Here is a 13,981-nt window from a genome sequence, read left to right on the forward strand (position 1 = left end):
CCCTGCCTTGGCTACAGGAATGATCCAGCCTGAATGGCTGTATATGTACCATTACCATCGAGAAGAAAGAGAAAAGGCATTGGAAAAAGAGAGAACCTCATCCCCACACCCAGCTCCATCTGATCACAAGATCCGGGTCAATATTCGACCGCGCAGGGGATGATTCCCCTCTTCCGCCCGAGACTGCACCGATCCGGCGGTTATATTTGCCGGACTCTCCACCTGGATATATTTTTTTAACAGAATGAATATTCCTGATTCAGGAAGGAATACAGACCTCTCGCTAGAATATTTACAATAATCTTTATGCGAGGGGGAGATTGTGTGAAACGAATCCATGCTTTTCTGTTTGCAATCTTGCTGGCCTTGGCCATGGTGGTTCCGGGAACCGTCGACTCGGCATCAGTCCAGGCGGAAGCCAAATATGTCCCCAATGAATTGATCGTCAAGTTCAAACCGGGAACCCGGGGAGCCGCCAAGGCATCTCTCCATGCACAGGAAGACGCCGAAGTGATCAGCCGAAACACCGATATCGGTTTTGAAGTGATCAAACTGAAGGATCAATCGGTACAGCAAGCGTTAAAAGCTTACAAAGCCAATCCCAACATCGAATATGCCGAGCCCAACTATATCGTCAAGACTGCCTGGACCCCTAATGACCCCGACTATTCCACCAAGCAGTACGGACCGCAGATCACAAAAGCCCCTCAGGCCTGGGATGTCACCCGAGGCAGTTCCAATGTCCGAATCGCCATTGTGGACACGGGAGTGCAGTATGACCATCCCGATTTGGCCGATAAAGTGGTGAAAGGTTTCGATTTTGTGGACAAGGATTCAGATCCCTATGATGAGAACGGCCACGGTACCCATTGCGCCGGCATCGCCGCCGCCGTGACTGACAATGGTATCGGGATCGCAGGAATGGCCCCCGATGCCAGCATCTATGCTGTCCGAGTGCTGGATGCCAACGGCAGCGGAAGCTTGGCCGATGTCGCCAGCGGAATCACCCATGCCGCCGACAACGGTTCCCAAGTAATCAGCCTCAGCCTCGGCTCCTTCATAGGTGGAACGGCGCTGAAGGATGCTGTGAACTACGCATGGAACAAAGGTTCCGTCATCGTGGCTGCTGCCGGCAATTCCGGTCTGCCCTTCCCCAGTTATCCCGCATACTACAGTAATGCCATCGCCGTCGCTGCCACGGATTCCAACGACCAAACGGCAAGTTTCTCCAACTGGGGATCCTGGGTGGATATTGCAGCACCCGGCGTCGATATTTATTCCACTTATCCGACTGACTCCTACCAAAGCCTATCAGGCACATCCATGGCCACTCCCCATGTGGCGGGATTGGCCGGTCTGCTGGCTTCCCAGGGAAGGAGCGCTGACGAGATCCGGGCAGCCATCGAAAAAACGGCCGATCCCATTCCGGGGACCGGTACCTATTTTGCCAATGGTCGTATCAACGCCTACAATGCCGTTCAATATTGAAACAATAAGGCACCGCATGTGCGGTGCCTTCCACTCGGGAAAATTCACCCGGCGTGATCCTCTTGTAAAGGTTCCACCAGAATCCGGGTTCCATCCACGGAAATGACCCGGACCCGAGTTCCCTTTTTCACCCATGCACCCCCACTGGTGCAACTGAAACGCTCTCCATCCACCGAGATGACACCGGAAGGCCTCAGATCCGTTAGCGTCTCCCCTTCACGGTCAATCAGTTCCAGGAACCTGGCATTGACCGAACTGTAACCCCGTTCACGTGTCAAGGAATCCTTCAGCACCACCTTGTCCCATACCGGGCGCCGGGGAAGGATCTTCAATGAGAGAAATCCGGCCATCAGACCCAAAATCCACATGATCCCCACCAGGCTCCCTGTCAAAAAGTCTCCCGTGGGAAGAACCAAACCGACCAGCATCATCAATACCCCGATCCCTGCGGTGGTACCATCTTGAATCAACTTTCCGTCCAGGATCACCAACGCGAGTCCGATCAACAACAGACCCAAGGACCAAGTATGAAATGACGGGGTTTGAACCCAGGCATACAAGAACAGCAAGGCGACTCCGGCCAACCCGGCTAGCCCCCGGGCTTTTACAAGAAATTCCGTCACCAGAAACATCCCCGCCAAAAATACCGTCAAGGCAGCCACCCAGGGATCCTGTATCCAATCCATTCCGATCTCCTCCATTTATCTTACATGTATACAGGAATGGAACACGAGGTTACATGGCATTCCAAAAAAACCAAACAACACCTGTGATTAAAAAGATTAATGCGACCAACCCCAAAATCATGGCCAAACGGGCCAGCATCTAAATCCCCTCCAGCCACCGGAATTCCGGTTTTGCAAAAAAGCTCTCCTGCAGATCCGTGGAAGTTCAAGAAAGTTCCACCACTGTCACACCCAGACCTCCTTCCCCCTGGCCCCCGGAACGATAGGATTTTACTCGGGGGTGTTGATCCAAAAACTTACGAACCCCTGTCCGCAGCGCACCCGTCCCCTTTCCATGAATCAGGGAGACATGGTCAAAGCCGGTCAACAGGGCATCATCAAGATACTTGTCGATTTCCGGGATCGCTTCCTCCACCATTCGCCCCCGCAGATCCAACTCCGGCCGAACTTGATCGGACTGTCGACGATAGGAGGTGCCCCCCTTGTCGGGAGATTCCTGTGGGGAGGATCCTTTCCACTCCAATTGCTCCCGGCTCACCTTCATCTTCATGATTCCCACCTGTACCTGAAACTCCCGGTCTCCAATCTGATCGATCACCTGTCCTTTTTGACCGAGACTTCGGATCAACACCTCATCGCCGATTTGGATCTGCCGCGTGGATTCCCTGTCGATCCTCTGATCCAACACAGTCTCAGGTTCAGCATCATCCAGTCGCTTTTTGGCTTCAATCAGCCGGTGTTCCTTTAACTCCCCGGGCTGTTCCCGCGCCCAGCGTCGAAGTTGCTCCAGCACCTCATCCGCTTCCCGTTTGGCCCGGGAAACAATACTCCTCGCCTCCCGGCGGGCGGATTCCCGGATTCGTTCTTTTTCCCGATCCCAAGATTCCAATCCCAGTTTCAGATCCTGCAGCAGTATCTCTGCCTGCTGTCGCAAATCCTCCGCCTCAGCTCGTTCCCTTTCCGCTTTGCGGCGGTCCTCTGAGAGTGCCCCGATCATCTCTTCCAGACGTTTTTCCTCGGAAGAGAGTTGGGATTTCGCCGCTTGGATGACCTCCTCCGGCAGCCCCAGCCGCCGGGAGATCTCAAAGGCGTTGCTTCGGCCCGGAACTCCCGTCAACAGTCGGTAGGTGGGACTTAAGCTTTCCACATCAAATTCCACACTGGCATTGATCACGCCTTGGCGGGCATGGGCATACAGCTTCAATTCGTTATAGTGAGTGGTTGCCACCAAGCGGCAACCTTGTTCCAAAATCCGTTCCAGGATGGAAATCGCCAGTGCCGCTCCTTCAGTGGGATCTGTCCCCGCTCCCAACTCATCCAATAACACCAGACTGTTTTCGTCAATCAAATCCAGGATGTGGACGATATTGGTCATATGAGATGAGAAGGTGCTCAGATTTTGCTCGATGCTCTGCTCATCCCCGATATCGGCATAGACTCCGGTGAAGATCGCCAGATCGCTCTCTTCTTCCGCCGGAATCGGCAATCCCGATTGAGCCATCAACGCGAGCAGGCCAACCGTTTTCAAGGTGACGGTCTTCCCTCCCGTGTTGGGCCCGGTGATTACCATCGCCTGGTACTCCCGTCCCAATTCCACATCATTGGGAACTGCTTCCTCGATGGGAATCAGAGGATGTCTCGCTTTTTTCAGATGGATGTACCCCTTGGTGTTCACTCCAGGGACAATCCCCTTTAATCTCCTTCCCAGGCGGGCCTTGGCCATAATCAAATCCAATTCGGTGAGGACTGAGAGATTGTTTTCCAGCTCATCAGCCTTGTCTGCAACCTCCATGGACAGCTCCCTGAGAATCCGTTCCACTTCCCGCTCTTCTTCCAGTTCCAATTCCCGCAACCGGTTGTTCTGGTCGACCACTGCCTGGGGCTCAATAAACAAGGTTTGTCCCGATGCCGACTGATCGTGAACAATACCCCGGACCGCTCCCCGGTACTCCTGCTTGACCGGAATCACATAACGGTCGTTCCGCTGGGTGACGATCGGATCTTGAAGCATTTTCTGGTATTGGGAGTTACGCAGGAATTCATCCAGTGTATTCCGGATGGCCCCCTGGAGCTGATGGATGTTGCGACGGATCCGACTCAATTTCGGACTGGCATCATCAGTCACTTCCCCGTCTTCATCGATAGCAACTCGAATGGTCTGGGCCAAAATCCGGGTTTCCCTCAATTGCACGGATAACTCCCGCAGAAGAGGCAAAGGGGTTTCTTCCCGATCGATCCCTTCCAATACCGAGCAAACCGTCTCTTCCGCTCCGGCAGTTCCCGCCACCCGGAGAAGCTCAACAGCCGACAACAAACCACCGATCCGTGCTCTTTGCAGAGCGGGTCGTATATCAGAGACGGCCTCCAAGGACAGGTTCCCGTTCAACCGGAGCAAGTCCATGGCTTCGGCGGTCGACTGAAGCATCCGCTTCACTTCATCCCCCTGCAGAGCAGGTTGCAGATCGGCAGCGGCTTTTTTTCCTGTTTCCGATGTGGCTTGTTCAATCAACTGATCAATGATTCGATCATATTCCAAGGTATGAAGCATTTGCGGGTCCAATTTGTACCCTCCTGTTCCGACAACAATCATTCAATATTATAGCATGAAGGGCTTTCCATACCGGAAAAAAAAGACGGCACCCTCCCTTTAGGAGATGCCGCACAGTATTTTATCTGGTGAAGATATGCTCGCCGATCCGTTTGATCTGAGGTCTTCCCCAAATCCATCTGGAGGTGGCTTTGACCGGGTTGAAGTAGTAGAGGGCGCCCCCGCTGGGATCCCAGCCGTTGATCGCGTCATAGACCGCTTTTCTGGCCCTCAAGTTCGGCGTCATATTGATCTGACCATCAGCAACCGCTTCAAAGGCGAGGGGTTGATAGACGATTGCTGAAGGAGAATCGGGGAACTGCTCACTTTCCAAGCGATTTAGAATCACTGCAGCCACCGCCACTTTGCCGGTATAACTTTCCCCCCTGGCTTCTGCGTGAACTGCTCTTGCGATGATGTCAATATCATGTTTGGACAGCCCTGACGTATGTTTCGGCACTTGGGCCATGGGTTTCATCTGGGTCAAACCCGTGACCTTGGTTTTCCTTTGAGGAACCTTGCCGGCTTGGGGACTCCACCGGCGGGTGGCCTTCCACAATTTCAGCTTAGTTTTTGGGCCCACCCGTCCATCCACTTTCAAACCAAATCGATACTGGAAATCCCGAACGGCCCGATCGGTTTGCCATCCGAACTTCCCGTCGATCTTTCCCGAATAATATCCGATAAACTGAAGTCTCCGCTGAAGCTCCCACACATAACCCCCGCGATCTCCTTTCTTGAAGATCCGGTTGGAAACGCCGGGTGCCCACAACTTTGAAGCCTCCACCAGTTTCCGCTTGGTGTCAGAGCCGACAACCCCATCCACTTCCAATCCAAATTGGTACTGAAAGAGGCGAACAGCGCGATGGGTCCGCCAACCCAAGCGTCCATCGATCTTTCCGGTATAAAATCCGAGATACTTCAACCGACCCTGTAACTCATACACATCACCGCCGGCCGCCCCCACCTTCAACTCGCCCTTGCCAAAAGCGGCTTCCGCTTTGGTGGCAGTGGTGACCGGACCGGCCACGATGAGCATACAGGCACATAGTAACAGCAATGTTTTTTTCATGGCCCAGTCAACCTTTCTTAGGTTGGTGTCTGCTGTTAGTATCCCGACATTTACCTTCCCTATACTTGCGGGAGATGGGCCATGAAAAACCCCCCGTCAAGGGGAGGAAGAAAAGCCAGATGCGAACGAGCTGTCGGATCCGTTTGTTTATAACCGGGTGGTCCTGACGGAATCACCGAAATCGGGGGTTAACTGCAAAATCCCTTGGCTGAGAGAGGATCCCGTCACCGCTTCCTGACCCGTATCCCAAGGAAGGATATGAAGCAGATTGACCAGCACAAAAATAAGCAACAGAGCTTTGAGAAAACCCAGCAAGGCCCCTCCCAATCCATTGATCTGAGCCAAAACGGGTAAATCCGCCACCGCGGTTAGTATCTTGGCCACAATGGAGAGGAGCAATCGAGTGACCAAAAACAACAACACAAACGCCAAAGCCGTATAGATCGGTTTCGCCAAAAGAAACAGAGGCAGACCGCTGTCGCTCACAGTCTCCGGAAGGGGAATGATTTCCATGAGGACCGGACCCAGATCCGGACTGAATTGCCAGGCAACAAAAACGGCGGCCAGCACTCCGAGCAGGGAAACCGTCTCCTTGATTAATCCCTTCCGGTAACCGGAAAAAAGTCCTCCAATCAACAACAGGACGATCAGCCCATCCAACAGATTCATCCGCAACTCCCCTCCACGGTGGGCATCACTTATTAAGGCAAAGGTTTAAGCATGTTAGGAAGCGTTGTGAATGAGTAATGGCCGGATCGGTCGGAAATCTTCCCTGTGAACGGCTTTTTCACAATGCTTATTTGAGCGTATCTGATCAAACCATTGCCGGAGCAGCGCCCAGTTTCCGGTTTATTAACAGCCCGGCTTACGGTTGATCATCTTCAATCAAATGTAAGATCTCTTCATGCTCCTGTTTCAGCTTCATGTAGGAATCAGTGATATTCACGGCAGATAGCACCGCCAATCTGGTGGTATCGAGACGGGGATTGCTTTCAGCGATATTTCTCATCTTGTCATCCACATATCGGGCCACTTCCCGAACATATCCGGAACTAGCCTTGCCCACGATATGATACATCTGACCGTAAATCTCGACACTGTGTCTGTGCTTGCTCATCGTTTTCTCCTCCCTGTTCAGCCTCCTGTTTTCCATTGTTTCCTCTTGCAGATTGCAAAGTCCTGCATCATCCCGTTATTGGCGCAGGGAAGCTCCCACTTCCTTCTCCAGCTTCGCAATCACTGCCTGGTGCACCCCATTCACTTCGTCATCGGTCAGGGTTCGATCTTTCGCTTGATAGGTGAGGGAATAAGCGATACTCTTCTTTCCTTTCCCGATTCTTCCGCCGGTAAACACATCAAATAACGTCACCGACCGCAACCATTTCCCACCGGTAGCATGGATCAATTCTTGCAAACGGTTCGCCGGTATATCCTCATCCACCACCAGAGCCAGATCCCGGGTGATAGCCGGGTATTTGGGCAAGGGGCGATATTGCATCGTCTCCCCGAGAACTGCTTCTGCCACCGGGGTCAGGTCCAGTTCAAAGATGAATACTTCCTCCAAATCATGGGTTTGAGCTGTTTGGGGATGGATCTGGCCGATCAACCCGATCACCCGGTTCTTCATGAGGATCCGAGCGGTGCGACCAGGGTGATACCCTTCCGGTTGGACAGCTTCATAGCGGATTCCCGCCACACCCAAGCGTTGGAACAATATCTCCAGATCCCCCTTGAGAGAGAAAAAGTCCGGAACCTCCGCTTCTCTCTGCCAGTATTTGGATGTTAAGGTGCCTGTGGTCAACCCGGCCAACATCCATCTCTCCTCCGGCTGCTGAGTCAACTTTTTTTCTTCTGCAAGATACACCCGCCCCATTTCAAAAAGGGACACCCCTTCTTCCCGGCGATGAATGTTGTATTCCGCTATCTCCAGCAGCTGCGGCACCAGGGAGGTCCTGAGCACTTTCCGTTCATCACTCATCGGCATGCTGATCCGAACAGGCCGCGCCTTTGGATGGATCACCTGCTCCAATGAACGGAGGACATTCGGAGATGTCAGACTGTAATTGACCGCCTCATAGAAGCCAATATCCCGCAATGTATGGCGAATCACCCGGCGCAGCCGCTGTTCCGGGGTCAGGGATCCGGGGGATTGTTGGCCCCAAGGGAGGGTTGTGGGGATCCGGTCATAGCCGTACAGGCGGGCCACCTCTTCGATCAGGTCCACTTCGATGGAAATATCGGGACGGCGGGAGGGAACTTGAACACGGTAGACCCCCTCTTTCACTTCTGTGGGGAAACGAAGGCGCCGGAAGATATCCGTGACCGCCTGTTTATCCACCTGAACCCCCAATACACCGACCAGGCGGCTGTGGCGTAAATCGACGGCCACCTCTTCAATGTCCCCTATCTGTTTTGCAGTGATGGCAGAGGCAACTTCCCCGGAGGCCAGTTCTTCCATCAACTCCACCGCCCGGTGCAGAGCCGGCAAGATTCGCTCCGGATCCACTCCCTTTTCAAAACGTGTGCTCGCTTCAGAACGGAGTCCCAGTCTGCGGGCGGTTCGACGCACCGATTCCGGGGAAAAATAAGCGGATTCAATCAGAAGGGTGGTCGTCTCTTCCGTCACCTCAGAGTTCTCCCCCCCCATCACGCCGGCGATAGCAATCGGTTTGCTCCCGTCCGTAATGAGTAAGGTCTCTGTATCACAAGCCCGGGTGACCCCGTCCAAAGTGGTCACCGTTTCTCCGGCAGTACCATGGCGAACCACGATCTCACCGTTATCCACCCGGTGGTAATCAAAGGCATGCAAGGGTTGACCATATTCCAGCATCACATAATTGGTGATATCCACCACATTATTGATGGGACGCACACCCGCTGCCAACAAACGATTCTGCATCCATTGGGGAGAGGGACCCAGCCGGATTCCTTCCACCACCTGAGCGGCGTACAAGGGACAGTCTTCCTCAGCATCCAATACAATGTCGACAGATTTTCCTTTCCCTCCCGGCCGACGTTCCGCCGGTTGGGGGAGACGCACTTCCCGATCCAACAACGCCCCCACTTCATAAGCGATTCCCCACATGCTCAGGCAATCCGAACGGTTGGGAGTCAGATCCAGCTCTAGCACCACATCGTCCAAACCGAGGAGTTTTTTCGCATCTTCCCCCACCTCCGCCGATGGGGAGAAAACCAGAATTCCATCTTGTTGTTCCTTGGGCAGAAGTTTCTCCGGCAGACCCAACTCCCCGGCGGAACAAATCATTCCTTCCGAGGTGACCCCCCGCAGTTTGGACTTTTTAATCTTGATTCCACCAGGCAGTCTGGCTCCGGACAAGGCGACAGGCACCTTTTGCCCTGCCGCCACGTTGGGAGCGCCACAAACGATGTTCAGAAACTCCCCTTGTCCGGCATCAACGGTGCAAACACGCAACCGATCCGCATCAGGGTGAGGTTCCACGCTCTTCACGTGACCGACCACCACCTTTTTCACCCCGTGATCCCGGGGCTCCACCAGCTCCACTTCAATCCCGCCACGGGTTAATTGTTCAGCCAATTCTTCCGGAGAGACACCCTCCAGATTCACATATTCATTCAACCACTGATAAGAAACGCGCATCGACTGTCCTCTCTCCTTTCCGGTTACAAGCTTTGAAATTGGCGCAGAAACCGAAGATCATTGGTGTAAAAGTGGCGGATATCATCAATTCCGTATTTCAAAAGGGCGATCCGCTCCGGCCCCATACCGAAGGCAAATCCGGTATAACGTTCCGAATCGTACCCCCCACGCTCCAACACCCGCGGGTGAACCATCCCTGCACCCAAAATTTCAATCCATCCGGTCTGTTTGCACATCCGGCATCCTTTTCCACCACATTGCACACAGGAGATATCCATTTCGACACTGGGTTCGGTAAAGGGAAAATAGCTGGGACGCAAACGGCTTTCCAACTTCCTTCCAAACATCTGCTCAGCAAAGGAGAGCAAGGTCCCGTGAAGCTCGCTCATGGCGATACCCCGATCCACCACCAGTCCTTCCACCTGGGTAAACTGATGGGAGTGGGTGGCGTCATCATCATCCCGTCGGTATACTTTACCCGGACAGATGACCTTGACCGGCACCTTTCCCCCTCTGGCTTCCATGGAGCGCACTTGCACCGGAGAAGTCTGGGTCCGCAGCAAAATCTCCGGTGTGATGTAAAAAGAATCCTGCATATCCCGGGCCGGATGGTCTTTGGGAAGATTCAGAGCCTCAAAGTTATAATAATCTGTCTCCACTTCCGGCCCCTCCGCCACTTCAAAGCCCATTCCCACAAAGATATCCTCGATTCGCTCAATCACCGCGTTCAGCGGATGAACCCCCCCTAAGGGCTTCGGTTTTCCCGGGAGGGTCACGTCGATCATCTCCGACTCCAGCCGGGTTTTCAGCCTCTCCTGATCCAGCTCCTGCTCCTTATCCCCGATCCACGCTTCCAACAAAGCCCGGATCTCGTTGGCCAATCCGCCGATGACAGGCCTCTCGGCAGGCGGGAGATCTTTCATTCCCCGAAGGACAGAGGTGATCTTCCCTTTTTTTCCTAGGTACTTCACCCGAAGCTCCTTCAAAGCATCCGGCCCGGAAGCGGAACGAATCTCCACCTCCGCTTCCTTTTTCATGGACTCCAATTGTTCACGCACTTGAATTCCCTCCCGATTCCCATAAAAATAAAAAAATCCCGCGTCCGAGGGACGAGAGATCCGTGGTACCACCCTTGGTTGAGCAATCCCTGCGGTCGGTTGCAGAAACTGCTCCACTCGAAAAAAGATAACGGTTTTGATCCGGTACCCCTTACTGCCCCAAAAGGGGTTCGGGGGACAGCTCAGGAGCGAACTTCCCGACACCGATACTCCGGGGGTGCTTCCAGTCACGACATCCCCTCCCTGGTCGGGTCGTGTGTCGGTACTCTTCTCCGTCATAGCCGATGATGTCAATAGAATTTACCCTTCAGTATAGACAAAAACTTGACGCTTTGCAATGCCGAAAAGTGAAAAACCATCAAGTTTCCCTCCATTTTTGGCGGAGAAGCTCAAACAGAAGAATCCCTGCAGTCACCGACACATTGAGGGATTCCACTTGTCCGGGCATCGGAATTCTCACCCGGTCATCCACCAGGGAGTCGATTTCAGCGGAAATGCCCCGGCCTTCATTTCCAAGCAAAATTGCCGTCCGTTTCGGATAATGACAATCAAAATGGACTCTCTCCGCCCGGGGATTCGTCCCCACCACCCAATATCCCTGCTCTTTCAATTCCGGAATCGCCTCTCGCAAATCAACACGTCGGATACGGGAACGAAACAGGGATCCCATCGCGGAACGGACCACTTTGGGGTTGTAGGGATCCACAGTCCCCGCTCCCAACCAAACATCCCCAACCCCTGCCGCTTCGGCCGTCCGCAGAATCGCCCCCAGATTCCCCGGATCCTGGATGGCATCCAGCAACAAGACCGGCTTTTCGCCACGGATTTGGTAGCCTGCCCCGTTTACCGGAACCATCACCTCGGCAGCAATTCCCTGGGGAGTCTGGGTATCTACCAATTGAGAAAAAATGGACGGATACACGGCATAAATCGAAACTCCATCCAGATGGGAAAGATGTTCCAAGCCCTGGATCCCCTCGTCAGACACAATCACTGAACGCGCCTGCCATCCGGCACAGACTGCTTCCTTCAGCAATTTCTCTCCCTCGATCAAGATGCTGCCGAATTCCTCCCGTCCCTTCCGAGTACTCAGCTTCCGCCATCGTTTCACCTTCTCATTGCGGGCGGAAGTGATTTGATGGATCTCCATGGTTTATGCACGTTCCTCCAGTTTCTTCAAATCATTGTTGTGACCGATCACAACCAATACATCCCCCCGGTTGATCCGGTCACCGGCCAAGGGAGCGATGTTGATCTTGTCTCGGCTCTTGATGGCCATCACGTTACAACCGAACTTGGCCCGGATATTCAGCTCCTCCAGTGTTTTGCCGGCAAAAAATTCCCCCGCACTCACCTCAATGATACTGTATTCATCCGCCAATTCGATATAATCCAGGATGTTGGGAGAGATCAGATTATGGACCACCCGCACCCCCATGTCCCGCTCGGGATAAACCACCTTGTAGGCTCCGATCTTGTACAAAACCTTGCCATGAAGGTCATTTCGCGCTTTGACCACCACTTTTTCCACACCCATCTCCTGCAGAATCAGCGTGGTCATAATGCTGGACTGAATATCTTCCCCGATCGAGACAACCACCACATCAAAGTTTCGAATTCCCAGTGCCTTGAGGGCGTTTTCATCGGTGGAATCCGCTTCTACCGCATGGGTGACGATCTGGGCAAAATCCTGAACCCGCTGCGGGTCGCGATCGATGGCCAACACCTCATACCCCATATCATGCAGGGTTTTGGCTACACTTCCGCCGAAGCGGCCCAATCCGATGACTGCAAACTCCTTACTCATAGAGATCCTCCCTTTTTGATTGCCCATACATGGTGAGTATTATATCACAATGTTCCCTGCGGAACGGATAAGCGGTCTCTTCCGGGTCAAACTACATCTGAAAGGAGGGAGCGTGAAGTGAGCTTTCCCATTCGCGGGGCCGTCTATTACAACATAAAAGAGATGAGTCCCGAACAACTGAAATCGATGGTGGAAGACTCCATTCTGGGAGAAGAAAAATTGCTCCCCGGACTAGGGGTTCTCTTTGAAGTGATCTGGAAAAACAGTACGCCACAGGATCAAGAACACATGATCGAAACATTATACGACCATATGCCCAGAGAACAGGCGCAACCACCCGTCGCACCATCTTGAGCAATCCGGTTCATCCATATTTCCCTTCCTAGAACCATGCTCACTATATCACCGGTTTCCTCCCGCTCAAAAAGGCTGATGACCAGCTCCTGTCATCAGCCTTGATCGTTTTTCAGAACACTTTTAAAATCACTGTTTACAAACCCTGACAGAGCTGATCCACCGTCTCTCGATCCAACCGGTGAATCACCGCCACCAACAGACTGATCAAGCGTTCCACGTCATCTTGATGGATAATGGAAGTGTGGCTGTGGATATATCGGGCTGGCACACCCAGACTGATGGCGGGAACTCCTTTATCAAACAGATGGATATGGCTGGCATCGGTCGCTCCCCGGTTAATCCATTCATACTGCAGGGGAATCCCCTCTTTTTTTGCCACATCCTGCACCAATCGGACCAGACCGCGATGGGGCAGGTGACCGGCATCGTACAACACCAGTTGGGGGCCGTCCCCCAGCCGACAGGAAGCCTGATCCTTGTTGACCCCCGGTGTATCCCCCGCGATCCCCACATCCACTGCAATACCGATATCAGGTCGGACGGTGGCGGTGGCCGTATGAGCCCCCCGGCGCCCCACCTCCTCCATCACGGTACCAACGCCATAAACCGTGTTGGGATGATCGATTCTACTCAGCCGTCTCAACACCTCCACAGCGACAGCACATCCCATCCGGTTGTCCATGGCCTTGCCCAACCAATGTTTGGGATTTTCCATCACTGTAAAGGGAGACCATGGAACCACCACATCTCCGGGGCGGATCCCCATCGCTTCCGCTTCTTCTTTGTCATAAGCTCCCACATCGATAAAGAGTTCCTCAAGGGAAACAGCCTTCCTCCGCTGATCAGGGGGAAGGAGATGTGGCGGTTTGGAACCGATCACCCCCAACACCTTTCCATGATCTGTTATCACCTCCACCCGTTGGGCGGAAACGACTTGACTCCACCAACCCCCGAGGGGTTGAAAACGCAAAAACCCTTCCTCCGTAATTCGGGTCACCATAAAACCGATCTCATCCAGGTGGCCCGCCACCATGATCCGGGGTCCATCGGCCCCCTTTTGTGCAATCAGCGCTCCCAGATGATCTGAAGTCACCTCATCCGCCACGGGGCCCATCCATTGGGCCATCAGCGTCCGGACTGGTCCTTCATTTCCCGGGGGACCGGGCACTTCCGTCAGTTCTTTGAGCAACTGTTTGAAATCCCCACGTTTTACGTCCGACATAGTATGTAATAGCACCTCTTTCTAAATATGAAGACTTCTTTATTTTAACATAACCCGTTGGTTACTTCCCGTTGAGGCCCGGAAA

At 53.4% G+C, this 13,981-nt stretch carries 12 protein-coding genes; 2 read left to right on the forward strand and 10 right to left on the reverse strand.

All coding sequences use genetic code 11. From position 1 onward, the window contains the following. The first annotated feature begins 306 nt into the window (after window positions 1-306). Entirely contained in the window at window positions 307-1,488 is a 1,182-nt protein-coding gene (locus tag IEV46_RS06415; RefSeq protein ID WP_373284562.1) for a S8 family peptidase, read from the forward strand. 44 nt (window positions 1,489-1,532) lie between these two features. On the opposite strand, the gene IEV46_RS06420 is transcribed toward IEV46_RS06415, so the two are convergent. The 9 genes from IEV46_RS06420 to IEV46_RS06460 form a co-directional block, all read right to left on the reverse strand. After that, window positions 1,533-2,174: an NfeD family protein gene (locus tag IEV46_RS06420; RefSeq protein WP_188431083.1), complete on the reverse strand. Its 642-nt coding sequence runs from the start codon at window positions 2,172-2,174 to the stop codon at window positions 1,533-1,535. 205 nt (window positions 2,175-2,379) lie between these two features. After that, window positions 2,380-4,734 (reverse strand): endonuclease MutS2, encoded by a 2,355-nt coding sequence (locus IEV46_RS06425; RefSeq protein WP_188431085.1) that lies wholly within the window; start codon window positions 4,732-4,734, stop codon window positions 2,380-2,382. 109 nt (window positions 4,735-4,843) lie between these two features. Beyond that, the gene (gene sleB / locus IEV46_RS06430; RefSeq protein WP_229735938.1) at window positions 4,844-5,833 is read right to left on the reverse strand and encodes a spore cortex-lytic enzyme; all 990 of its coding nucleotides are present in this window, start codon (window positions 5,831-5,833) and stop codon (window positions 4,844-4,846) included. Between the two features lie 147 nt (window positions 5,834-5,980). Beyond that, complete coding sequence (locus IEV46_RS06435) at window positions 5,981-6,502, reverse strand: CvpA family protein (RefSeq protein ID WP_188431087.1); 522 nt, start codon at window positions 6,500-6,502, stop codon at window positions 5,981-5,983. Between the two features lie 196 nt (window positions 6,503-6,698). After that, entirely contained in the window at window positions 6,699-6,950 is a 252-nt protein-coding gene (gene zapA / locus IEV46_RS06440) for a cell division protein ZapA (RefSeq protein ID WP_373284565.1), read from the reverse strand. 75 nt (window positions 6,951-7,025) lie between these two features. Further along, window positions 7,026-9,452, reverse strand: a complete 2,427-nt coding sequence (gene pheT, locus IEV46_RS06445; RefSeq protein ID WP_188431091.1) for a phenylalanine--tRNA ligase subunit beta — start codon at window positions 9,450-9,452, stop codon at window positions 7,026-7,028. A gap of 23 nt (window positions 9,453-9,475) precedes the next feature. Beyond that, window positions 9,476-10,489: a phenylalanine--tRNA ligase subunit alpha gene (gene pheS / locus IEV46_RS06450; RefSeq protein ID WP_373284566.1), complete on the reverse strand. Its 1,014-nt coding sequence runs from the start codon at window positions 10,487-10,489 to the stop codon at window positions 9,476-9,478. Between the two features lie 379 nt (window positions 10,490-10,868). Continuing rightward, complete coding sequence (locus IEV46_RS06455) at window positions 10,869-11,660, reverse strand: TrmH family RNA methyltransferase (RefSeq protein ID WP_188431095.1); 792 nt, start codon at window positions 11,658-11,660, stop codon at window positions 10,869-10,871. Window positions 11,661-11,663: 3 nt separating this feature from the next. Further along, window positions 11,664-12,317: a potassium channel family protein gene (locus IEV46_RS06460; RefSeq protein WP_188431097.1), complete on the reverse strand. Its 654-nt coding sequence runs from the start codon at window positions 12,315-12,317 to the stop codon at window positions 11,664-11,666. Window positions 12,318-12,434: 117 nt separating this feature from the next. Here IEV46_RS06460 and sspI point away from each other — a divergent pair, with 117 nt between their 5' ends. Further along, window positions 12,435-12,671 (forward strand): small acid-soluble spore protein SspI, encoded by a 237-nt coding sequence (sspI, locus tag IEV46_RS06465; protein WP_188431099.1) that lies wholly within the window; start codon window positions 12,435-12,437, stop codon window positions 12,669-12,671. A gap of 136 nt (window positions 12,672-12,807) precedes the next feature. On the opposite strand, the gene IEV46_RS06470 is transcribed toward sspI, so the two are convergent. Next, complete coding sequence (locus IEV46_RS06470) at window positions 12,808-13,896, reverse strand: M42 family metallopeptidase (protein WP_188431101.1); 1,089 nt, start codon at window positions 13,894-13,896, stop codon at window positions 12,808-12,810. Window positions 13,897-13,981: the final 85 nt, after the last annotated feature.

This window comes from Kroppenstedtia guangzhouensis (assembly GCF_014637345.1).
In the GTDB taxonomy this organism is placed as follows: Bacteria; Bacillota; Bacilli; order Thermoactinomycetales; family DSM-45169; genus Kroppenstedtia; species Kroppenstedtia guangzhouensis.

What these genes read in the sequence shown, in the direction of transcription:
- IEV46_RS06455 (WP_188431095.1), bottom strand. Translation starts at nt 11,660, where the DNA reads ATGGAGATCCATCAAATCACTTCCGCCCGCAATGAGAAGGTGAAACGA.
- sleB (WP_229735938.1), bottom strand. Translation starts at nt 5,833, where the DNA reads ATGAAAAAAACATTGCTGTTACTATGTGCCTGTATGCTCATCGTGGCC.
- zapA (WP_373284565.1), bottom strand. Translation starts at nt 6,950, where the DNA reads ATGAGCAAGCACAGACACAGTGTCGAGATTTACGGTCAGATGTATCAT.
- pheT (WP_188431091.1), bottom strand. Translation starts at nt 9,452, where the DNA reads ATGCGCGTTTCTTATCAGTGGTTGAATGAATATGTGAATCTGGAGGGT.
- IEV46_RS06420 (WP_188431083.1), bottom strand. Translation starts at nt 2,174, where the DNA reads ATGGATTGGATACAGGATCCCTGGGTGGCTGCCTTGACGGTATTTTTG.
- IEV46_RS06435 (WP_188431087.1), bottom strand. Translation starts at nt 6,502, where the DNA reads ATGAATCTGTTGGATGGGCTGATCGTCCTGTTGTTGATTGGAGGACTT.
- IEV46_RS06470 (WP_188431101.1), bottom strand. Translation starts at nt 13,896, where the DNA reads ATGTCGGACGTAAAACGTGGGGATTTCAAACAGTTGCTCAAAGAACTG.
- IEV46_RS06460 (WP_188431097.1), bottom strand. Translation starts at nt 12,317, where the DNA reads ATGAGTAAGGAGTTTGCAGTCATCGGATTGGGCCGCTTCGGCGGAAGT.
- pheS (WP_373284566.1), bottom strand. Translation starts at nt 10,489, where the DNA reads ATGAAAAAGGAAGCGGAGGTGGAGATTCGTTCCGCTTCCGGGCCGGAT.
- IEV46_RS06415 (WP_373284562.1), top strand. Translation starts at nt 307, where the DNA reads ATGCGAGGGGGAGATTGTGTGAAACGAATCCATGCTTTTCTGTTTGCA.